The sequence below is a fragment of the Anaerosolibacter carboniphilus genome (assembly GCF_014205875.1).
GTDB lineage: Bacteria > Bacillota > Clostridia > Peptostreptococcales > Thermotaleaceae > Anaerosolibacter > Anaerosolibacter carboniphilus.
The window spans coordinates 103,501-125,467 of the sequence record NZ_JACHEN010000001.1; the positions used below are offsets into that span (position 1 = coordinate 103,501).

General features: G+C 40.1%; 20 protein-coding genes. 15 read left to right on the forward strand and 5 right to left on the reverse strand.

What is annotated here, in order from left to right; all coding sequences use genetic code 11:
* The first annotated feature begins 113 nt into the window (after positions 1-113).
* From HNQ80_RS00510 to HNQ80_RS00555, 10 genes are all read left to right on the forward strand, one after another.
* Complete coding sequence (locus HNQ80_RS00510) at positions 114-725, forward strand: hypothetical protein (RefSeq protein ID WP_184307070.1); 612 nt, start codon at positions 114-116, stop codon at positions 723-725.
* Positions 726-858: 133 nt separating this feature from the next.
* Positions 859-2,226 (forward strand): hypothetical protein, encoded by a 1,368-nt coding sequence (locus tag HNQ80_RS00515; RefSeq protein ID WP_184307072.1) that lies wholly within the window; start codon positions 859-861, stop codon positions 2,224-2,226.
* A gap of 83 nt (positions 2,227-2,309) precedes the next feature.
* Positions 2,310-3,230 carry a polysaccharide deacetylase family protein gene (locus tag HNQ80_RS00520; protein WP_184307074.1) on the forward strand — a complete coding sequence of 307 codons (921 nt, stop codon included), beginning with the start codon at positions 2,310-2,312 and terminating at the stop codon, positions 3,228-3,230.
* A 6-nt stretch (positions 3,231-3,236) separates the two neighbouring features.
* On the forward strand, positions 3,237-4,547 hold the full coding sequence (locus tag HNQ80_RS00525) for a GNAT family N-acetyltransferase (RefSeq protein WP_184307075.1): 1,311 nt from the start codon (positions 3,237-3,239) through the stop codon (positions 4,545-4,547).
* Between the two features lie 236 nt (positions 4,548-4,783).
* Positions 4,784-5,434: an ABC transporter ATP-binding protein gene (locus tag HNQ80_RS00530; protein ID WP_330602701.1), complete on the forward strand. Its 651-nt coding sequence runs from the start codon at positions 4,784-4,786 to the stop codon at positions 5,432-5,434.
* Complete coding sequence (locus HNQ80_RS00535; RefSeq protein WP_184307079.1) at positions 5,431-7,446, forward strand: COG1361 S-layer family protein; 2,016 nt, start codon at positions 5,431-5,433, stop codon at positions 7,444-7,446. Before HNQ80_RS00530 ends, HNQ80_RS00535 begins: the two co-directional genes overlap by 4 nt.
* Positions 7,439-8,788 (forward strand): ABC transporter permease, encoded by a 1,350-nt coding sequence (locus HNQ80_RS00540; protein ID WP_184307082.1) that lies wholly within the window; start codon positions 7,439-7,441, stop codon positions 8,786-8,788. The genes HNQ80_RS00535 and HNQ80_RS00540 overlap by 8 nt, the downstream gene beginning before the upstream one ends.
* Before the next feature lie 186 nt (positions 8,789-8,974).
* Positions 8,975-9,586 carry a LysE/ArgO family amino acid transporter gene (locus tag HNQ80_RS00545; protein WP_184307084.1) on the forward strand — a complete coding sequence of 204 codons (612 nt, stop codon included), beginning with the start codon at positions 8,975-8,977 and terminating at the stop codon, positions 9,584-9,586.
* A 122-nt stretch (positions 9,587-9,708) separates the two neighbouring features.
* Positions 9,709-10,608 (forward strand): DMT family transporter, encoded by a 900-nt coding sequence (locus HNQ80_RS00550; RefSeq protein ID WP_184307086.1) that lies wholly within the window; start codon positions 9,709-9,711, stop codon positions 10,606-10,608.
* Between the two features lie 118 nt (positions 10,609-10,726).
* Positions 10,727-11,620, forward strand: coding sequence for an MBL fold metallo-hydrolase (locus tag HNQ80_RS00555; RefSeq protein WP_184307088.1), 894 nt, complete (start codon positions 10,727-10,729; stop codon positions 11,618-11,620).
* Positions 11,621-11,723: 103 nt separating this feature from the next.
* Here the strand turns inward: HNQ80_RS00555 and HNQ80_RS00560 are convergent, their stop codons facing one another.
* From HNQ80_RS00560 to HNQ80_RS00570, 3 genes are all read right to left on the reverse strand, one after another.
* The gene (locus tag HNQ80_RS00560) at positions 11,724-13,253 is read right to left on the reverse strand and encodes a sensor histidine kinase (protein WP_243182859.1); all 1,530 of its coding nucleotides are present in this window, start codon (positions 13,251-13,253) and stop codon (positions 11,724-11,726) included.
* Complete coding sequence (locus HNQ80_RS00565; RefSeq protein ID WP_184307090.1) at positions 13,246-13,929, reverse strand: response regulator transcription factor; 684 nt, start codon at positions 13,927-13,929, stop codon at positions 13,246-13,248. The genes HNQ80_RS00560 and HNQ80_RS00565 overlap by 8 nt, the downstream gene beginning before the upstream one ends.
* A gap of 118 nt (positions 13,930-14,047) precedes the next feature.
* A complete protein-coding gene (locus HNQ80_RS00570) occupies positions 14,048-14,521 on the reverse strand; it encodes a DUF4342 domain-containing protein (RefSeq protein ID WP_184307092.1) in 474 nt (157 codons plus the stop codon).
* A gap of 195 nt (positions 14,522-14,716) precedes the next feature.
* Between HNQ80_RS00570 and thpR the strand changes: the two genes are divergently transcribed.
* The 5 genes from thpR to HNQ80_RS00595 all read left to right on the forward strand — a co-directional run bounded on the left by thpR (position 14,717) and on the right by HNQ80_RS00595 (position 19,571).
* Complete coding sequence (thpR, locus tag HNQ80_RS00575; RefSeq protein WP_184307094.1) at positions 14,717-15,262, forward strand: RNA 2',3'-cyclic phosphodiesterase; 546 nt, start codon at positions 14,717-14,719, stop codon at positions 15,260-15,262.
* Between the two features lie 60 nt (positions 15,263-15,322).
* Positions 15,323-16,717 (forward strand): aldehyde dehydrogenase, encoded by a 1,395-nt coding sequence (locus tag HNQ80_RS00580; RefSeq protein ID WP_330602702.1) that lies wholly within the window; start codon positions 15,323-15,325, stop codon positions 16,715-16,717.
* Positions 16,718-17,130: 413 nt separating this feature from the next.
* Positions 17,131-18,384, forward strand: coding sequence for an MFS transporter (locus tag HNQ80_RS00585; protein WP_184307098.1), 1,254 nt, complete (start codon positions 17,131-17,133; stop codon positions 18,382-18,384).
* 127 nt (positions 18,385-18,511) lie between these two features.
* Positions 18,512-19,033: a type 1 glutamine amidotransferase domain-containing protein gene (locus HNQ80_RS00590; protein WP_184307100.1), complete on the forward strand. Its 522-nt coding sequence runs from the start codon at positions 18,512-18,514 to the stop codon at positions 19,031-19,033.
* 31 nt (positions 19,034-19,064) lie between these two features.
* Positions 19,065-19,571 (forward strand): transposase, encoded by a 507-nt coding sequence (locus HNQ80_RS00595; protein WP_184307103.1) that lies wholly within the window; start codon positions 19,065-19,067, stop codon positions 19,569-19,571.
* Positions 19,572-19,635: 64 nt separating this feature from the next.
* Here HNQ80_RS00595 and feoB read toward each other — a convergent pair whose 3' ends face one another.
* Together feoB and HNQ80_RS00605 are read right to left on the reverse strand one after the other, a co-directional pair.
* Positions 19,636-21,495 (reverse strand): ferrous iron transport protein B, encoded by a 1,860-nt coding sequence (gene feoB, locus HNQ80_RS00600; RefSeq protein ID WP_184307105.1) that lies wholly within the window; start codon positions 21,493-21,495, stop codon positions 19,636-19,638.
* Between the two features lie 21 nt (positions 21,496-21,516).
* The gene (locus HNQ80_RS00605; protein WP_184307107.1) at positions 21,517-21,735 is read right to left on the reverse strand and encodes a FeoA family protein; all 219 of its coding nucleotides are present in this window, start codon (positions 21,733-21,735) and stop codon (positions 21,517-21,519) included.
* Positions 21,736-21,967: the final 232 nt, after the last annotated feature.

The following is a 21,967-nucleotide window of genomic DNA, read 5'->3' on the forward strand; positions in this document are numbered from 1 at the left end:
TAATAGAATGCATAAATTGACGACATGTGGTAAAATATGTCGTAGAAGATGAAGATGTGATAGCAATGATTATTCATAATATAATTTAGAGAACATAGTGAAAGGGTGAACGTATGAAGGGGGACAAAGCAATTACAGGAATTATTGTGATCCTAACCATGGTACTCATGGGTGGTACCGTTGGTATGGCAACCAGTTACTATTTGATGAGCAATGCTGTAGACGCGGAGATAGAAGGGAACCAGTTTAAGACACTTGATCAAGAGCTGGAGCAAAAAAATGAGAAGCCAGCAAATACCGAGGAAATAGAAACCAAAATAGAAAGTCCAATAGAACAGAAACAACCCTCTGTGGAAATCCATACAGAACATATGGAGGAGCTTCAACAAGCCTTAGATATTTGGAAAGAAATCATGTTCCAGACAGCGAGGGGTGAATTATCCTATGAGGATGCTGGAAAACTTTTATATTCGGTATCTGGTGATATCTATAAAAGAAACCTACCAGAAGAATTTTCTACATATTGGTTGAGAAGTGCCATGAAGCATAGGAAGGATCCAGAAAATACGTTGAAAGAGATACAGTTTTCTGAGGTTGGACAGGAAAAGGATGGAGTGACCTTGGTAAGCGTTGCGGAAGTATATGCAAAAACCACAGCATCCTATCAGTTGAAACTTAAGAAAGAGAATGGACAATGGCGTTTTATTAGTCAAATTATACAATAGAGCTTGAGAATATCTCGGGCTTTTTTCTTTTATACTATTTGAGACATTCTATGGATGAAAAAGAGGAAGAAGTGTTAATGTTGTAGAAATGTATAAATTAGGAAAAAGATGAACAACCAAAGGAGAATCGAAAATGAAAAAATCGATGATCGTATGTTTTATATTATTATTATGCATGGGATCGGCCGTTTATGGAGATGATGCTGTGCTGGGGGGAAGAGGAAATACGGTCTATCCAATATATGATACTCAGGTGGAGATGTTGTCTGAGCATGTGGATATTGAGGTAAAGGGTGAGTATTCCCTTGTGCGATGTGAGTTTCTGTTTAGAAATGCAGGAGAAAAAGAAACTGTTATGGTAGGTTTTCCAGCCTATGGGACATTGCCGCCCAGAGAAGACCGAGCATCCTTTGGAGATGATGAAAAACTCTATGACTTTAAGACTTATGTGGATGGGAAAGAGCAGAATACGGTCATAAAGGAAGGCTTAAAAGAAGAAGGAAACAATCTAGGAAGGATGTATTATGCCAACTGGTATGTATGGGAAATGAAATTTGATAAGGGTCAGGAAAGAAGGGTAGTCAACACCTACCGCATAAAAAATTCATATGATTCTATTGGAGGTAAAACAGTAAAATACATACTGGAAACAGGAGCTACATGGAAAAACTCCATTGGATATGGAAAGGTGAGCATTCGTTTTGATCAAAAGATAGATCCTCAAAATATAAATATTGTGGACTATCAAGAATATGAAAATCAACCCAATGTCGCAATCGGAGTGTACCCTGAAGATAATAAAATCACTTGGGAATTTTTTGATTTGGAACCCGATTTTAATATTGAGTTATATTATCAAGAACCTATGGAAAGGCAACGATATTTAATTTTTGATTCAGTTGACAATGGGGAGAACAAGGAAAAGGATATGATAAAAAAGTATGGGTTGACAGCATACAAAGCCTACATGTCTAGCGATGATGAACGAGCTTTGGAGGCAATAAAGAAAGTAAATAGTTATAAGGAGCATGGGGATGAGGAAATCGCCAGTTATGCCCTAGAGGTGTCCAATTTCCTTGATTATTATCGTGGATTGATCCATATGAAGCGGGGAGATACGGAGGGTGCCATTTATTATTTGAAACTTAATGGCTTATTACAGGATAGGAATCTATACCTTTTAAGCCAGCTCTATAAGACCTCGGGAAACTTGGATCAGTATATACAAATGCTGAATCGAATGACCAAAGGAAATGTGTATGGAAATGTACTGAGGCTATGGGCAAATCAAGAACAACAAGCCTTACCCCAGGGAATAAAAGTGAAATATGACATTGATGACAGTGACGCAAAGGTGATAACATCCAAAGAATCGGTAGAAGAAGGCGTTAAAGCAGAAACAAAGAAACAAGAAGACTTTTCCTATAAAGGGTTTATTCTGTTTAACATGGGCATCGTAATTTTTATATTCGTGATCTTTTGGAACATAAAAAAAAGGTAGCGGAAAGTATATTTGGATATATATGATTATGAAGAAGTGAAAAAGAGCAGTTTGCAAAATATATGAAAAATGGTGTGAGATCGATGAAAAAGATAAATAAATACATTGTTTTGTACATGATGATCATGGGGGCGATGTGGTTTGTCCAGTTTAAAATGGTAGAGAATGGGATGAACATTTATGGACAAACTGAGAAGCGTCCTTTATCTACCCTAGTCGTTTCATTAGCCGAAGGACAAGATAGCAGCCAAGGTCAAGTTGATCTAGAGGTAGAAACATTGCCTGCCAATGGAGAAGAAATTACTGAGCAGCAAGAAAGTAAAGGAAAGCCAGCGTATTATACTGTAAAGAATCAGGTTTTATATAAAGGAAGTGGAGAGGAAAACAAGATTGCTCTTACCTTTGATGATGGACCAGATCCTTATTATACTGAGAAGCTGCTAGACTTTTTAAAGGAGCATCAGATTAAAGCAACTTTTTTCCTTATAGGTGCCCATGTGGAGAAATATCCTCATGTGGTTGCTCGTATTGCCCAGGAGGGACATGTGATTGGAAATCATAGCTGGGGGCATAAAAAATTTACATGGCTCCAGCCATGGGAGGTTCAAAGGGAATTGAAGAAGACGGAGGATCTGATCGATTCCATTGCAGGATATCATGCCAATATTTTTAGGCCGCCGTTTGGAACAATGAATAAAAAAACCTTGGAAAGGGTAAACGCTGCGGGCTATAATGTGGTAAATTGGTCGGTTGATACAAAGGACTGGAGTGGCATTCCCGTGTCAAAGATCTTGTATTACGTAAAGATGCAATTAAAACCCGGTGGGATTGTACTCATGCATAGCAGCGGTAAAAAGCAGGCTATGGAAAACATGCTGGCATCTTTACCAGAAATCATTCAACTGGCAAAAGAAAATGGGTATGAGTTTGTAACAGTTCCAGAGGTTCTTGGACTGGAAGAGAAAGTAGATACAAATCTTGAGGAAGAGAAACCAGGAGAGTAGATAGATATGCTTATAAAAACGGAAATATCTCAAACAATTTTAGAATTTTTGAGAACAGACTTACCAGTCAATCTCAATATTTTAGGGATATTAGATAACGTTCCTCATGTAGAAATTTATGTAGATCATGTGGAGCATCCAAGGGGTGTACTTATAAAAAAAGATTACTTCCATTATCTTTATACGAAAGAAGACCATTTTATTGATGCCGTGATGGATCAATTCTTTCGAGAAGGGTTTTATGGGTTTTCAGGGATAGAAGGATATATTGCAGAAAAAATTATGAAGAAATATGATGTGACCTGGACGAGCCCGTGCACCCTTTACTATATGCCAAAGGAGAATTTAAATTTGAAGCTTATCAAGAATCCTGTACAGTCTATTGCTCTAGAGGATGCAGCCGTTGTAGACCATTTTTACACTTATCGAAATGAACAGAGCCTGGAAACCATTCGGAGGGATATACAAGAGCGACCCTCTTCAGCGATTTATGTGGATGGAGAAATCGCCTGTTGGGTTCTTATCCATGATGATGATTCCATGGGAATCATGTACACCAAGGATACCCACAGGAAAAAGGGATATGCCGTAGATGTGACTATTGATCTTGCATCCAAGACCATAGAAAAGGGGAAAATGCCGTTTCTCCAGATTGTGGAAGGAAATAATATGTCTCCCGGTTTGGCAAAAAAGTGTGGTTTTGTTGAGTGGGGAAAAGTAACATGGTTTGGTATTGTGGCAGGTACTCCAAAGGAATTGATAGAGGGAAACAATAGGGAAAAGGAATTATTCTTGCAAAGCTTCCCAAAAGATGGAAAGGGTACTTATTTTATTCCTCAAGGAGCCTATGAGGGACGATACATTTTTCTTTATGGATATAAGGGTCAAGGTGTTCTCGACATAAAAGTGCAACTGGAGGAAATACAAAGTGAAGATACGCTGTATCAATGGTGTGGTAGGGTGGTAAAAAACTATGATGTACCTAAGGAGAAACAGAACGAAGCACAATCTATGGTCATGGGTATGATGACCCATGGAGAATCTCGATATAAGTGCTATGTTGGAAAGTGGAACGGAGAAATCGTAGCTACGGCTGCCTTGTTAGCAATGGACGATACGGCACAAGGACTATATTTCTTGAGTGTAGAGGATAAATACCGACGGCGAGGAGTGGGCACTGCCATGGTGGGTGAAATCCTAAAGCTTGCAAAAGAAAATGAGCAGGAAGTATTGTTTACCCAGTCACCTCAGGAATATGCAGGACTCTTCGAAGGTCTAGGCATGAAGCGGAGCCATCAGGAAGAAATATTCATTTAAAAGATTGCCCTTGAATGTTTCAAGGGTTTTATTTTTGATTTTTCAACAATTTCTTGGAAAAGTGAAACAAAATCGACAGGAAATACGTCTTTAAAAGAGAAGGCTATTTCATTTTATCTGGTAGTCCAGATTTATTGTGCCAGTTTATACTGTTTTTAAAAGGAGGGATCCCTATTACAAGTATGGTAAATATCCAGAATGTGCGGAAAGTGTACAGGGTAGGGGAAGAGAGGGTTGTGGCATTAAACGATATATCATTACAGATTCATCCAGGGGAGATATGCTGCTTTTTGGGTACTTCTGGTTCAGGGAAATCGACCCTTTTAAATATCATGGCAGGTTTGGAAAAACCAACAAAAGGTACCATTGCAATCCGGGGAAAGCAAATTGAAAAAATGAGTGAGAAGGAAATCACTAGGTTTCGCCAAAAGAATATTGGATTTATCTTTCAGTCTTATAACCTTCTACCGGCCTTGACTGCCCTGGAAAATGTGAGTCTACCCCTAACATTTCGGGGCATACCGAAAAAGATACGAGAGCAAATGGCGCTGGAGATGTTGGAAGCAGTAGGCCTCAAAAAACACGTTGCCCATAAACCATCTCAGATGAGCGGAGGACAACAGCAGCGGGTGGGTATTGCCAGGGCTTTTGTCAGTAAACCACCTATTATCTTTGCCGATGAACCCACGGGCAATCTTGATTCAAAAACAACAGAGGAGATCATGTCTCTCATGCTCAGGATGGCGCGGGAATATGAACAGACTCTGATCCTTGTCACCCATGACCGAAGCATTGCCGAATTTGCAGATCGCATTGTATATATTTTGGATGGTAACATTGAAAAAGTCGAAGAAAAGAGTCTGATAAAAGCGGAGGAACAGGAATGAAAAGGAAACTTATTTATATACTTATTTTTATAATTGTAATGGCAACCTACCCTATAAGTATTGTGGATGCTGAAGGGGGAACGGGAAGTCCTGATCTTGTGATTGGGAAAAATACAAAAATGCCTGTCTTCAAAGCAGGAGAAGAGGTGCGGCTGGCAATCCCCATAGAAAACAACGGCAGCGGTTTAGCGAGAAATGTAATGGTCACACCTGTCATCGATGATCCAAATAGCTACCCTTTTGACATTGATGAGATGGCTACCAAAAGGAAGATTTACCAAATAAACGGCTATGCTATGGATGAGGCAGTTTTCTATTTTAAAGTCAGAACCAATGTGGAAGAGAAGATTTATCCTCTCAAGTTTAGCATTGAATACTCCAGTCGAAGCGGAAGCACGTACAATCAATCAATTACTATAAATGTAAAGATAGAAAACAAGCTGAAGATACCTTCTTTACACCTAAATAGGGTAGAGATAGAAGGTAAAAAGCTGACTAGTGGTAAGACGAAATCCGTTACCCTGCATATTGAGAATACAGGAGATTTGACTGTAAAGGATATAGACGTGGGATTGGGGGGCTTCACCAATGACGGGCTAATCTTGGGAAACACTGTAGACACCAAAAGTATAAAAGTGCTAGAGGGACGAAAACAGCAAGGTGTTGTTTTTGAAATTGCTGCGGATTCCGACATGGAAAGCGGGACTTATAGTTTAGATCTTACCATGAACTATAAGGATGAATATAACAAAACCTATAAGAATGAGACCAAGATATATCTTCCTGTGGATGGCATTGGAGAGGGTGAAAATAATTTCTCTTTTGATAACATTACATATCCTGAAGGAACGATTGGTACAAATAGTGACTTTAAGATCTCCTTTGATCTGAAAAATATTGGTGATTCAGAAGCAAAAGGAATACAAGTAAGTGTTGATGGGGGAAATGAGATTTTGCCCAAATCATCTCCGGTAAAAAATATTAAGAGCTTAATGCCAGGGGAAAGCAGGAATTTTGAGTTCGTCCTATTTGGCAAAGAGGGGATTGAATCAAAGAATTACCCAGTAAAAATCAACGTTACCTATGACGTGATGAAAGGAAAGACAAAAACTACCGAAAGCATCAGTCAATACGTGGGTGTATTGGTCAATGATCAGGGCTCCAAGAGTGGTGTACCCAAGATTATTATTGATAATTATGATTACGATGGAGAATTTGTAAAAGCAGGAGAGGCTTTTTCTCTAAATCTTTCTTTCTTGAATACGAACAGAGGAAATGCCGTGCGAAATATAAAGGTAAGTCTTAGTGCCGATGACAACATATTTTCTCCTGTTGGCAGCAGCAATTCCTTTTATATCGATGAGATTGCTGCTGGCGGAAGGGTACAAAAGACCCTAACACTGAAGCCTAAGATAGATGCCAGTTACAAAACCTACAATGTAACAGCAGACATTGAATATGAGGATCATAAAGGAGAAAAATTGGCGGCCAAGGAGGTCATCAGTATTCCGGTTATACAAGAGGTAAAGCTTCTTGTATCGGATGCGGAAGTGCCCACGGAGAATTTTGTGGGGGGAGCTACAGGAATTTCAATGGATTTTTACAATGTAGGAAGAGCTCTAATTCGGAATTTGATGATACGAACGGAGGGAGATTTTGAAATAAGGGATGGTAGTCTATATGTAGGGAATTTAGAAGCTGGTAAGGACGATTATTATGATGCAACCATCATTCCTAACAAGACAGGGACTTTAACGGGTAGAGTAATCTTTGAATATGATAACGAGATCGGTGAGCATTACATCCAAGAAAAGGAATTTCAAATTCAGGTCATGGAAATGCCGGAACAATCCATGGATGATCCTGCCATGGAGATGCCCCAATCCAAAAAGGGATTATCTAAAAAAACTTGGGCAATTGTGATTACGATCTTACTGGGAGCCGGTGGCGGCGGATTTGTTTGGTTTAGAAAGCGTAAGAAAAAGCTGGAGGAAGTGACAGCCGATGAATAATCAGGATTTATTCAAAATGGCCTTAGGCAACTTGCTGCGAAGAAAGACCAGAACCCTCCTTACGATTTTGGGTGTCGTGATTGGAACCAGTTCCATTGTTGTCATGCTATCTTTAGGTATTGCCATGGATTACAGTTTTAAAGAGCAGCTTTCCAGAATGGGCAGTTTAAATTTGATCGACGTGAACAATTATGGATTTTACGGAGAGGGTATGGCACCTGGCGGAGGAAAAGAACTCAAGCTGGATGACAATGCAGTGAATAGTATTCGTCAGATTCCAGGCGTTCAGGGAGTCATGCCTATCAAGACAGCCTATGTGCGTATTGTAGCAGGAAAAATGGTGGGAAATCTTCCTGTCACTGGTATTCAACCAGAACTCATGGAGGTTTTTGATTTTAAGGTGGAGACAGGACGATTATTGATGGAATCGGATAAAGATGCCATTGTCTTCGGCAAACAAACGGCTATGAATTTTTATAACCCTCGCCTTCGAAATCCACAGTTCGGACCTATGGGGCCAGAACCTCCTAAGGTGGATTTGATAGGAAATAAGCTGACTTTAACCACCAGCTTGGACTACGGAGAAAGGCGAATGGCAGGCGCCGAGAGAAATCCTGATCAGAAGCCACCAAAGCTCTATAAAGTGAAAGGAGTAGGAATTCTTCAGGAAAGCCAGAATGAACAGGACTATAATGCCTACATGCATATGGATACTTTGAAAAAAATTATCGAGGAAAGCGAAAGAACAGAATCTGGAGAAGCGCAGCGACGAAGGGGAAACCGCCAAGACGATCAGTATGAACGAGTGAGTGTAAAGGTGAAAGATATCAACCAGGTAGAAGCCGTGCAGGAACAGATCAAAGCCATGGGTTTCCAAGCTTTTAGCTTGACGGACATGTTAAAATCCATGAAAGAAACTTCAAGGAAGATGCAAGCCATTCTTGGAGGCATCGGAGCAGTGAGCTTATTTGTTGCCGCCATCGGCATTACCAATACGATGGTGATGAGTATTTATGAGAGAACTCGAGAGATTGGTGTGATGAAGGTCTTAGGTGCAGATTTGACAGATATCAGAAAGCTGTTCTTATTGGAAGCAGGAATGATTGGTTTTGGCGGCGGCCTGCTGGGACTGTTGCTAAGCTATTTGATTTCCTTAGGACTGAATAAGATCGGGGGTGGATTCTTAGGCGGTATGGGTGGCAGCACAGGTATTTCAGTGATTCCCATTCAGCTGTCCATGGCCGCCTTAGCTTTTTCTACCATGGTAGGCATTATTTCTGGATTCTCTCCAGCCAGAAGGGCTATGAATCTGAGTTCTTTAGAGGCTATTCGATCTGAGTAAACATCGATAGACAGGGACGTCCTAAGTGGACGTCTTTTGATTTAGAAGTTATTGACATCAAGTGTAAGCACTACTATAATAACTACAATATGGATTGTTTATGAACTTGGAGGGGAGGAATTTTCTCTTGGAGAAGAGAGAACAGAAACGGCTGGATATCAAGGAAGATCTAAAAGGGGGAGAAACATGTACTCATATTTGTTGCAGGGTTTTATGCTAGGACTTGCCTATGTGGCACCCATTGGGATGCAGAACTTATATGTGATCAATACCGCTGTAAGTATGAAACGAATGCGGGCATATCAAGTGGCACTGATTACAACCTTTTTTGACATTTCCCTTGCTATTGCCTGCTTCTTTGGCATGGGGCTATTAATGGATCAATTTGTTCTTTTAAAAAAGGGGATTCTTTTGGTTGGAGGTGCAGCAGTAATTTACATAGGTTTTGGGTTGATACGATCAGTGCCGAAGATTCATCAAGGTGTAAATGTTAACAAAACACTCTTAGAAACAGCGGCAATTTGTTTTGCTGTAACCTGGTTAAATCCCCAGGCGTTGATAGACGGTTCTCTTCTTCTGGGAGGATTTCGCGCATCTTTGCCACCAGAGGCTTCCAAAGTATTTATATATGGTGTTTGTGCTGCATCTTTTACATGGTTTATGGGTTTAGCGACTGTTGTTTCTACTTTTAGAAGTATGATCAATAGTAAGGTGCTGCGTTGGATCAATTGGATCTGCGGAAGTATTATTATTTATTATGGGCTTAAGCTGTTATACGATTTCATAAAAATGATGTAGATAGACGTATTTGTAAACATTTTATGTAGAAGTGAAATTATTTTTTTCATCAATCATTCGTATATCGAAATATTGATTTAGGGTGTGAATAGGTAAAATAATTTCGGAAATGGGGGAAAACTATGATTCAAGGACATTATGGAGAGGTAGCATCTGTTATTACGGCAGTATGCTGGACGATCACAGCAGTGGCTTTTGAAAGCGCGGGTCGTAGAATTGGGTCATTATCAGTAAATATTATTCGTCTTGTTATAGCCTTTGTTTTGATTGGTTTATATACCTCTTTTTCTAGGGGTATGTTTTTACCCTTGGATGCTACCCGGGAAGCATGGATTTGGCTGACTCTGTCAGGGATGGTAGGCTTCGTCATAGGGGACCTATTCTTATTCCAAGCCTATGTAGAGATTGGTTCTAGAATCTCTATGTTGATTATGGCTACGGTGCCACCTATTACTGCATTGACAAGTTTTATCCTCATGGGAGAGACCTTAACCCTGATGGATTTGTTGGGAATGTTTATCACCATAGGCGGTATTGCTTTGGTTATTCTGGTAAGAGGAACAACGGAGGAGAAAAAGGTAGAGCTTTCCCATCCAATAAAGGGTTTGTTTTATGCTTTCATCGGTGCTTTGGGTCAAGCCTTTGGATTGATTTTAAGCAAATATGGTATGGGTGATTATAATGCTTTTGCTGCTACCCAGATCCGAATTATCGCAGGAATCATTGGATTTGCCGTGGTCGTTACATTTGCGAAAAGCTGGGGTAAAATTTATGAATCCTTCAAGGATTTTACTGCTATGAGAAATACAACCATCGGGGCATTCTTTGGCCCATTTTTAGGAGTATCATTTTCCCTTTTGGCGGTGCAGTATACGACCACAGGGGTTGCATCCACCATCATGTCCATCAATCGGATATTGATCATTCCAGTCTCTATCCTTGTATTTAAGGAAAAGGTGTCTATGAAGGAAATTATCGGAGCATTGATTACCGTGGCTGGGGTTTCTCTGTTATTTATGTAGGGATTCAGAAAGATATGGAGATGATATGGGCAGAGAATAAGCTTATTTATGACAAAAGAATAACAATAAAATGATTTGTGAAATTATAGAAGGATGTTTTGAAAATGGAGGGAAGCCAATGGAACTAAAGAGGATTAAGGATCAGATTTATTACATACCCAATGTGGTGAACATAGGCTGTATTGTCAATGGTACAGATGCGATCCTCGTTGATACAGGCTTAGAGGACGGGGTAGGGAAGAAGATTGTGAACTTGCTGGAAAAAGAAGGACTTACCCTGAGAGCGGTGATCAATACCCATTCCCATGCGGACCATTTTGGTGGAAATGCCTATATTAAAGAAAAAACAGGAGCGATGATCTATGCTCCTGCCATAGAAGAGGCGGCCATCAAGTATCCTTATTTTGAACCCATGTATCTTTTCTCAGGGGCAAACCCAGTGAAGGAACTACAGAACAAGTTTTTGATGGGGAAGCCTTCCCCTGTGGACTATGTGATTGGAAGGGAAGAACAGACTTTGGATGTACTGGGAATATCCCTAAAAATTCTGCCTTTACCAGGTCATTCCATGAATCAAATTGGTATTGAAATCGATGATGTGCTGTTCTGCGGCGATGTTTTTGTTGCAGAGGAAGTATTGCGTAAACACAAGATTCCATTTAATATGGATATTCAGAAACATAGGGAAACTTTGCATTGGTTGAAGGGTACGACGTATGAATGGTATATCCCCTCCCACAGTGGACCCATTCAAGATGCCAGAGGAATCGCAGAAATAAATCTACAGGTGTTGGAGGAGATCGATCAGTGTATTGAAGCTCTTCTGGTAGAGCAGCAATCTTCTGAAGAACTTGTACAAAACGTTTGTGATGCCTACGAGATTCAGTGTACCAATCTAGGCCAATACTATCTGTTCCATACCACCATCATGGCCCACCTTGGTGCCCTGTCAGACCAGAAGAAAATTCGATCCCAGGTAGAGAATAATCGGGTGTATTGGATGTTGTCGTAGAATGATGAGGCTGTAGGGATGGACGACTCTGCCCATCCGCTGGTAGTTTGCATGACAAAATGTTCCTATTGTAGGGTCGTCCGACCCTACAATAGGAACATTTTCATTTTTTTACCTGTGACACAGGCAAATAGATTCTTATCTTGGTACCAACCTGAACAGTGCTTTCTACCTCAATACGTCCCTTGTGCCTGTCAATAATCAACTTGGCTATGGACAATCCAAGACCGTGACCACCACTGGCCTTTGTCCTGGATTTATCTGAGCGATAAAAACGATCAAAAATATGGGGAATATCCTCCTTTGGTATGCCGGCTCCCGTATCCTCAATAACGATAACAATATGCTTTTTCTGAAGATAGGTCTCTAGGCGAATGATCCCGTCTGGAGGGGTAAACTTTGCACTATTGTCTATAAAAATTCTCAATGCCTGTTTCAGCGTCTTGCGATCTGCTTGAATGACAATCATTTCTTTTGATATATACTGGATATCATGGACAGTATCAATCAACCGCGTTTCCTTGGCAACCTCATGCATTAAGTCGTTCAAAACAAACTCTTCTATCTCTAGCTTTTGCAGGCCTTTGTCACTTCTAGCTAGAAATAGCAGCTTTTCCATAAGGGACTGCATATTTTCTGCTTCACCCTTGATAGCAACGATGGACTCTTCTAATACGGCCTTGTCATCTTTTCCCCATCTATCCAACAGGTTGGCATAGCCTTGAATCACTGCAATAGGTGTTCTTAGCTCATGGGAAGCGTCGGATACAAACTGATTTTGACGATCATAGGAGGACTGGATGCCATCGAACATTTCATTAAAGGTTTCCGCCAGCTCCTTCAATTCATCCTGGGAGCCCCTTACATCCAATCGACGGTTCAGATCATAGATGGTAATGTTCTTAACGGTTTCAGTCATGGTTTCGATGGGCTTCAACATTCTTCTGCTAATGCGGGAGCCGATGATGAGGATAATGATGGCGCCTACACCGTTTACGATCAGCAATACAAGGGCTAAAATCTGAATATACGTATTTTCAGTTTGCATATTTTTTTCCACCTGAAGGAAGAAGTCTTCATCATTTATGGAAACGGATTTTGTTAGTATCATGGATTGGCTATCCCTTTGATCCAAGACGATAGGGGTATCTAGCTGCCTAATGAGTTGGAGATTATTGGCGTCATTGTTTGTGGTGTAGATGATTTCATTTTTGCCGTCAAAAATATGAACCTGTAGATTTTCTTGTTTCGCTAAATTGGCAATTTTTTCTTGGGGGATTTGACCAGTATCATCCATATAATCCGTTAAGATAAATTGACTATTTCGCTCTATATCCTTGCCAAGCTGTTCTAATAGAAAAAAGCGAAAGCCTAAGAGAATACTGGCATTAGACAAGAGCAACAGGAGAGATATAATGAAAGCATAGACTACTGTGATTTTAAAGGTGATGGAGAAGCGAAAAAGTCGCCGAATTCGCTGTCTAGCCCCTTTGAATATCTTTCCCACAACATGCAAAATCTGACCCATACCAGTGAAAAAATGAGGAAGAGTTTTGAACAGTACTTTTATGCCATAAAAAATCAGTCGAATAAGCTGATATAGCAGTCGAAAAATCTTTTTTAGACTATTCATCTTTGAAAAGGTATCCCACCCCTCGAATGGTATGGATGAATTTTCGACGATACTTTTCATCGATCTTACTTCGTAGATATCGTATATATACATCTACAACATTGGTATCTCCAAGATAATCGTATCCCCATACTGCTTCCAGGATCCGATCTCGCGTCATGACGATATTCTGATTCTCCATAAGGTATTTTAGCAAATCAAACTCCCTTTTGGTTAAGTCGATGATCTCATCCTGGAATGTCACTAGATGTTGCTCTAAATCTAATTTTAAACCGCTGACAGAAAGCGGCTTCAACGATTGAAGTTGGCTTTTTTTACGTTTTAAGGCTACTCGAATCCTAGCCAGGAGTTCTTCGATAGCAAAGGGTTTGGTAACATAATCATCGGCACCTAGATCCAGCCCCATGACCTTATCCATCGTGTCATCTTTGGCAGTAAGCATGATGATTGGAGTTTCCATGCTTTGGCGAATACGACGGCAAACCTCCATCCCATTGAGCCCAGGTAACATCACATCTAATATGATAAGATCAAAAGTTCCCTGGAGTGCTTTTTCTAAACCTGATCGGCCATCATGGGTCAACGTCACATCATAGCCTTCATATTGTAGTTCCAATTCTAAAAAGCGGGCAATTTTTACTTCATCTTCTACGATCAAAATATTGGGGGCCTCCAATGTACTTCACTCCTATTCATCCATACTCTTTCTTCCATTATATCGTATTCTTTCACAATTAAACATAAATAACCTACATAGCCATGTAGGTTATTTCAGATAAAGAATTCAGGTTTTATTATTTTTCTTCTGTTTGGGGAGAAACCTCATTGCGAAGCTTATCTGTCATGTCATTAACGGCTGTAGATACTTTATCTAATACCTTGTTGATTTGCAGATCCTCCCCATCATTTTTTTCAATCTTGATCTTATGTTTTGTGAGTAAAGCTACAGGTAATCCAATCACTACAACCGGTGTAGCTACGATGGTGATGAGGACGGCAGCTGTAACGGATAGATTGATAATATTTTCAGTATCTTTTTTGATGACAAATTTTGTTTGATTCCCTTTTCGAAGAACATCCTTTACGGTGGCTACAAACTTGCTTTCACAGTAGGTCTTCTTTTCAGGACGAAGTTTGCTTCCCTTTTCCAAGTATACCAATGCTTCTACAAGGTCATTGTTGCATTGTTCCAAAGCTTCTTTAGCATCCTGGTAGCTTACGTTGGCTCTTTCCCTTAATAAATCGATCTTTTCTAATGTGATTGACATATTGATCCCTCCAAATATTTTTTGATAGAAGAAACGACTAGGATAATAGGGTTTTTGAAAATCAATGTTTTTCTATCATTGTTTTGATATAGTTAGTATAGAATAGGAGCATTAAAGTATCTTTAAAGAAAGATTAGAATTTGATTAGAAAATGGAAATAATGAAAGATATTATAAATCATTGGAGTGTGAGAAAATGAGGGTATTTATTGCCATAGAACTTGATGAGGTGTTAAAAGAATATTTAAGGGAAAAACAGCAGAAAGTAAGAAATTATAGTGAAAAGGGGAATTTCACTAGGATAGAAAACCTACATCTGACCCTGCGATTTATTGGAGAAGTTTCTACGGTGGATGTGGAGAAAATCAAGGAAGCGATGGAAGAAGCGGCTGAGAAGACAAATTCTTTTCAAATGACATTAGGATCTTTAGGGGAATTCCCCAGGGGAAACAAAAAAATCCTCTGGATTGGAATTGATCAAGGAAGGCAGATTCTTCAGCAGCTCTTTGCCAAGCTGGAGAAGAGCCTTGAAGAAAGAGGCTATCCTCGGGAGGAAAAAGGATTAAAACCCCACATCACTTTAGGGAGAGAGATTGTTTTACAAAAAATTTTTGGAGAGCTGTCAAAAGAGATCATGGTGGAGTCCAAGACTGTAGGGGTGAAGGCTATCACCTTGATGGAGAGTACCCGCATCCAAGGGGCTTTAACTTATGTGCCGATATATCGCAGAAATCTACAGTAAAATACTGTTTAAATAGAAAAGATTGAGGAATGAGTAAAATGGAATGATGATAAAGAAAGGGTGGGTTCCGTGGGAACGGATTATAGCAATGAAATAAAAGGATTTTTAAAAATTCATAGGGATTACTTTGAAACGGGACGAACGAAAGATGTAGATTTTCGCATAGAACAATTGAAACGATTAAAGGATGCCATCCAATCCTATGAGGGTGAAATCATGGAAGCTCTGCATAAAGATCTGCGAAAACCCCCTTTCGAATCTTTTGCCACTGAGATCGGTTATGTGAAAGATAGTATTGGATACACACTGAAACATATCAGAGGGTGGGCCAAGGGACAAAAGGTAAAGACACCTATGGTACACTTTGGTGCCCGAAGCGCTATCCATCCAGAACCCTATGGTACTGTATTGATTATTGCACCATGGAACTATCCCTTTCAATTAATGATTGAACCGATGATTGGAGCCATGGCTGCGGGGAACTGCATCGTGCTGAAGCCTTCAGAATACGCACCCCATGTTGGAAAGGTCATGGAAAAAATGATCGGAGAATGTTTTGATGAGAGATATGTCCGGATGATCATCGGTGATAGGGAACTGGCAACAGCCCTGGTCAACAGTGATTTTGACTATATTTTCTTCACGGGCAGTGTACTTGTCGGCAAGATTGTGATGGAGGCAGCAGCTAAGCATTTAATTCCCGTGACGCTGGAGCTTGGAGGGAAGAGTCCTTGTATTGTAGATAAGCATGGAAATTTGGCGGTTGCCGCAGAGCGAATTATTTGGGGAAAATTTGTAAATGCAGGACAAACCTGCGTGGCTCCTGATTACCTATTGGTACATAGGGAGGTCAAAGAAGAGCTAATGCAAAGACTTATCATGACGATACGAAAATTTTATGGTGATAATCCAGCCTCTAGCCCCGATTACTGTAGGATTATCAATAAAAAACATTTGAAACGGCTGGTGAATCTTCTAGAACAGGAAAAGATTATTACTGGCGGCAATTATGATCTCGATGATTTGTATATGGCTCCTACCCTTATGGATCAAGTGTCATGGGAAGATCCAGTGATGGCCGATGAAATTTTCGGACCTATCTTACCAATCATACCCTATGACGATCTAGATGATGTAATTCATAGGATCAATCAGAGGCCAAAGCCATTGGCCTTATATCTGTTTACGGAAAATCGCGAAATACAGGATCTAGTTATGCAGAGAATTTCCTTTGGTGGCGGCTGCATCAATGATACCCTCTCCCATGTGGCATCTCCTTATATACCATTTGGTGGGGTAGGGGCATCGGGGATAGGGGCATATCATGGAAAAAATAGCTTCGATCTTTTCTCCCATCATAAGAGCATCATGAGAAAAACGACAAAATTCAGTATTCCATTGGCATTTCCACCTTATGGGGAACGGATTCATTGGCTGAAGAAGCTAATGAAATAAAATGATTTTAGGAAAAGATTGACCAGGTTTACCAGTTTGTGGTATATTATATATGAAAATAACTTTTTATGAGAAGGAGGTCGCGTTTTATGAGAAATACTTTGATTGTTTACGTAGAAGTTTTTGATTTTTTGAATAAGAAAGACGACCTTCATCAAGGGTATTAGAGTATTCTTCATTATCTGATATTTTAAGCCGTAGGGTCGTTGCGACACTATGGCTTTTTAATTACATGTTGTATAGATTGTGATATCTATATGTTGTTATGAAAAGTCATAGAGCATTCCTGTGTTTCTAGAGCATAGGGGTGAGCTGTGGCTTTTTTTCGTTTGAGGATAGAGGTTAGTAGTTAGTGGTGAAAATACAAACCACTATCGTCTAACTATTAACCACAAAAGGAGGGAACAAAGTACATGAAGCATTTGAAACAACTATTAAATCCCTACAAAGGACTGCCTAAAGAGGTCTATGTGATTTTTATTGCAAGGATCATCAACGCATTAGGTTGCTTTGTGATGCCGTTGATGACTATTATACTGAAAGATAGCATTGGGTTATCAGATCAACTGGCAGGAGTATATATTAGCGCTGTAGGACTGCTATTTCTACCAGCTTCTATGCTTGGCGGAAAACTGGCAGATACCATAGGAAGAAAAAAAGTGATCGTATTCTTCGATTGTATGGCGGCCTTGTTCTACATCATCTGTAGCTTCATGGCACCATCTATGAAAATGATCTATATGATTATGGCTGCTGCTGCCTGTCTGGTGACGGCAGGGCCTGCCCATGATTCCCTCATGGCGGATATCACTACGCCCAAAAATCGAGAAAGCGCCTATGCCCTTTCTTACATGGGCTGGAATCTTGGTTTTGCCATAGGACCTTTTATTGGGGGTATGCTCTATGAGAATCATCTTCCATTGATATTTCTTGGGGATGCATTTACTGCCCTGTTGTCTCTTAGCTTGGTGATTCTATTTATTAAGGAAACGATCCATAAAGCAGAGGAGGAAATTACCGACGAAAGCCGTGCATTGGAGAGAAGGGAAGAGGGATCCATATTTGCAGTTCTTGCAAAAAGGCCAGTTTTGGTATACTTTGCATTGATTATCTTTGGGTTTAACTTTGTCTACTCTCAGTGGTCTTTCTTGATTCCCCTCCACATGCTGGAGAAATTTCCTGCCCATAAGGCGGAGTACTATGGCAGTTTGGCTAGTTTTAACGGATTGATTGTCATTCTTTTTACACCCTTGGTGACCTACTACTTTCAAAAATCAAAAAGCATACGACGAATGGTTTATGGGGGAGGCCTCTATGCCATCGGATTTGGTATGCTGGGCCTGTTCAATGGGTTAGCCCACTTTTTTGTATCTGCTTTCATCTTTACCTTGGGAGAAATTTTGCTGGCCATCAGCACGGCACCTTTTATCGCCAACCACACACCAGCATCTCATCGAGGAAGAATGAGTGCTGTGATTCCAATGATTTTTGGTATGGGGCAGACCTTAGGACCCATTGGCATGGGGCAGATTTTGAACTATGCCAGTATTGAGCTGGCGTGGCTTCTTATGGGTTGTGTAGGCATTGTTTTCACCATCCTCATGTTCATATTAGAACAGCAAGAGGAGAAGAAATGTTTTCGTGCAATAGAAAAGCAAGGATGCTAGAACAAGAGGAATAAAGTGAATGGGAAAGCCATAGAGATGAAGGGAAAGAGAGTTTTATGAAGAAATAGTAAAGCAAAGAAATAATGTGTGAAAGTTGAATAACTTAAATGTGTTTGGAGGGGAAGAGATGAAAGGGGAAAAAAAGAAGGTAATTTCCTTGATCCATCATGATTTTGAGGATCTGGAACTGTGGTATCCCATATTACGGCTGAGAGAAGAGGGTGTTCAAGTGGATGTTGTAGGGGAAAAGGCAAAGGAACAGTATGTTGGGAAATACGGTGTGCCTGCCTATTCAGACTACAGCTTTGGAGAGGTAGATCCAGCCCAATATGATGGAATCCTTGTGCCAGGAGGATGGGCTCCTGACAAGCTTAGAAGGTTTCCTGAAGTACTGGAGATGATAAAGAAGATGGACGAAGCGAAAAAACCTATCGGACAGATTTGTCATGCCGGATGGGTACTTATATCTGCAAAGATCCTCAATGGAAGAAACATCACCAGTACGCCAGGTATTCGGGATGATATGGAAAATGCAGGAGGCATCTGGCTGGATGAGGCTGTGGTAGTAGATGGTCACATCATATCCAGCCGTCGTCCACCGGATCTGCCGGAATATATGAAGGCTTATATAGAAGTATTGTTTAGATAAAAAGAGGTTTTGTTTAAAACTCAGAACATCTATGTTTCCTTTAGTAGGTGATGATGTGAGCAAACCGATATATCGAAAGAATGTACGTTTGAAGAATTATGATTATTCGCAAGCAGGCTATTACTTTATTACTATATGTGTTAAGGATAAACGCTGTATGTTATGGGAAGATAATGTAGAGGCGCCCAGTGGGCGTCCCAATTTATCCAATATCGGGACTATTGTAGCAGCAGGGATTGAAAACATAACAAGAATATATGAAAATGTCATGATTGACAAGTATGCCATTATGCCTAACCATATACATATGATTATAGTATTACGTGGCAAAGAAGATAGACGTGCAATGCACGCCCCTACCATATCACGGATTATTAATCAATTTAAGGGATTTGTGACAAAGCAGATAGGTTATTCAATATGGCAGAAATTGTTTTATGATCATGTCATACGAAATGAGCAAGAATATCAAAATATTTGCCCGTATATTGAAACAAATCCATTAAAATGGATGGAAGACTGCTATTACAGCAAATAATAAAGAAGATGCATCATTTATATTGTATGTCTATAAAAAAGGTCTAGCCCGAAGGGCTAGACCTTTATAATACGAATTGTGCCAGTAAACCGCCAGCTAGGAAGGAAATCACGAAGCTTCCAATCCAGATCAAGACGGATTCCTGCCAGCTTCTTTCTTTAAAGATTACCATGATGGCTGCAATGCAAGGTACGAATAATGTGATCACAACCAAGGCAATAACCGTTTGCAATGGATTTAATAGCCCTTGAGAAACCAAGTCGTTTAATCCAGCTGCACCGAAATCACGGCGAATGATACCCATGATAAAGGTCTGAGCAGTTTCCTTTGGAAGCTTTAGGAAGCCTTCGGTGATTGGGGCAAAAGTATTCATGATGGCATCCAAAGCACCGCTATATTGAAGTACAGTTACTACTATCGCACCTAGTACGAAAAGAGGACCTGCTTCCATGATAAACATTTTGGACTTGATATATGTTTTTCTTAAAACATTTGATAGAACTGGAATTCTCAACGGTGGAAGGTCGATCAGCAGATCTGTTGATTCTCCAGGCATAATTTTGTTCAGTGCCGTTCCAGTTAGTACGAAAACAACGAAAATGGTTGCACAATAGAGAAGGACAATCTTTCCGCCTAGAGGTGCAATTAATCCCACAATAACACCTAATTGGGCAGAACAAGGAATTGCTAGCCCCAATAGCATGGTGGCGATAAATCTTTCTCTTTTAGAGCCCAATAGCCTCGTAGTAATGGTGGCCATGGTTACACAACCAAAACCAAGGATCATAGGAATGATAGCGCGGCCATTGAGGCCTAATCCCGTGAGTAAACGATCAACCAAGGCTGCAATCCTTGGCAAATATCCAGAATCCTCCATGATGGATAAGATGAAGTAGAAACCAACTACCAAAGGCAGCAATAAACCTAGCAGGTAAATGGGTGCCATGGTAAGAACGCCAAACTCACCGATTAGCAACTGACCTATAAAAGAGGTCTCGCTTACAATCTTTGTCATGATGCCCATGATGAAATCATAGTAATACTGTCCCATGATGATTTCTTCTGTGATGCCTACCACGGTCTGCGCTACGAACACGCCTATTGCTTGGTAAGTTAAATACAGTGCTAGGAAAAGAATCGGGATACCTGTGATCGGTTTCAACATCCATCGGCCAAGTTTTGTCCGAAAGGATGCTCCTTGATCCGTAGTAGAGACAACGGCCTCGATTATTCCATCAATTCGGTTTCTTCTAAGTTTATAGATTTCTTCACGATTACCATATTGATTCTTTAGATTATGGCGTTCAAGAACATTTTCGTCTTCTTCCACTACAAGAAGTGCTTCTGCATTTACATCAACTTGATCTATAACTTTTTCCATTAAGGCCTTTATTTCAGGAATTTGATTTCCTGCTTTAGCTCTGCCCAAAGCAGCTTTCATTTCTTCCATGCCTTCCTTCTTAATGGCTGTTGTAGGAATAATCTCCACACCCAACTCCTTGGAAAGAAGATCTATATCAATTTTTAGTCCATTTCTTTTTACTTCATCCATCATATTTAAGGCAATCACCATTGGAGTACCCATATCGATAATTTGCTGCGTTAGAAACAAATCTCGCTCCAAATGGACAGCATCCACTACATTAAGAATCACATTAGCAAAAAGGATAACATCACGGGCTACCCTTTCTTCATCATTGAAGGAGGAGATGCCGTAAACTCCCGGTGTATCCATGACCACATCATCTTGATATTTGCCCACACTTATATCAACAGTTGTTCCAGGAAAGTTTGAAACGTCAACATACATGCCGGTTAATGCATTGAAGAATACAGATTTTCCTACGTTTGGATTGCCAGCTAGGACGATTTTTCGAGCCCCTTCAGGAATCTCCATGGTGCAAACAGGATTATGACAGTGCATTATTGTAGTACCCCCTTGTTTTTATAACGCTTTAATCGCTATTTTCTTGGCTAAATTTCTTCCTATGGCAATTTCCTGCATTCTATTTTGCAAAATTACAGGACCAGCAGGAAGTTTTTCTGAACAGATCAGTTTCGCACCTTCATAAATTCCCAATCGAATGGCTTGGGCTCTAATGGTTGCATCGGGAATGGTAACCACTTCAATTTGTTGACCTTTTGTGGCTAAATCTAATGTCATGCTATGTACCCCCTATAAATAAAATTAATAATTAATACAATTCTGTAATGAAAATCATTATCATCAGAACAGCACAAGTTGTGCATTTATTACAAGATAATCATACACTCGATGAGAATGATTGTCAATGTTATAAACAAAAATATCCTGTGATTTTCGTCACAAGATATTTTTGTTTTATATTATAAAGTGATATTCTTCTTCTGTATAGGGATAGAGAAAGGAAGAAAGA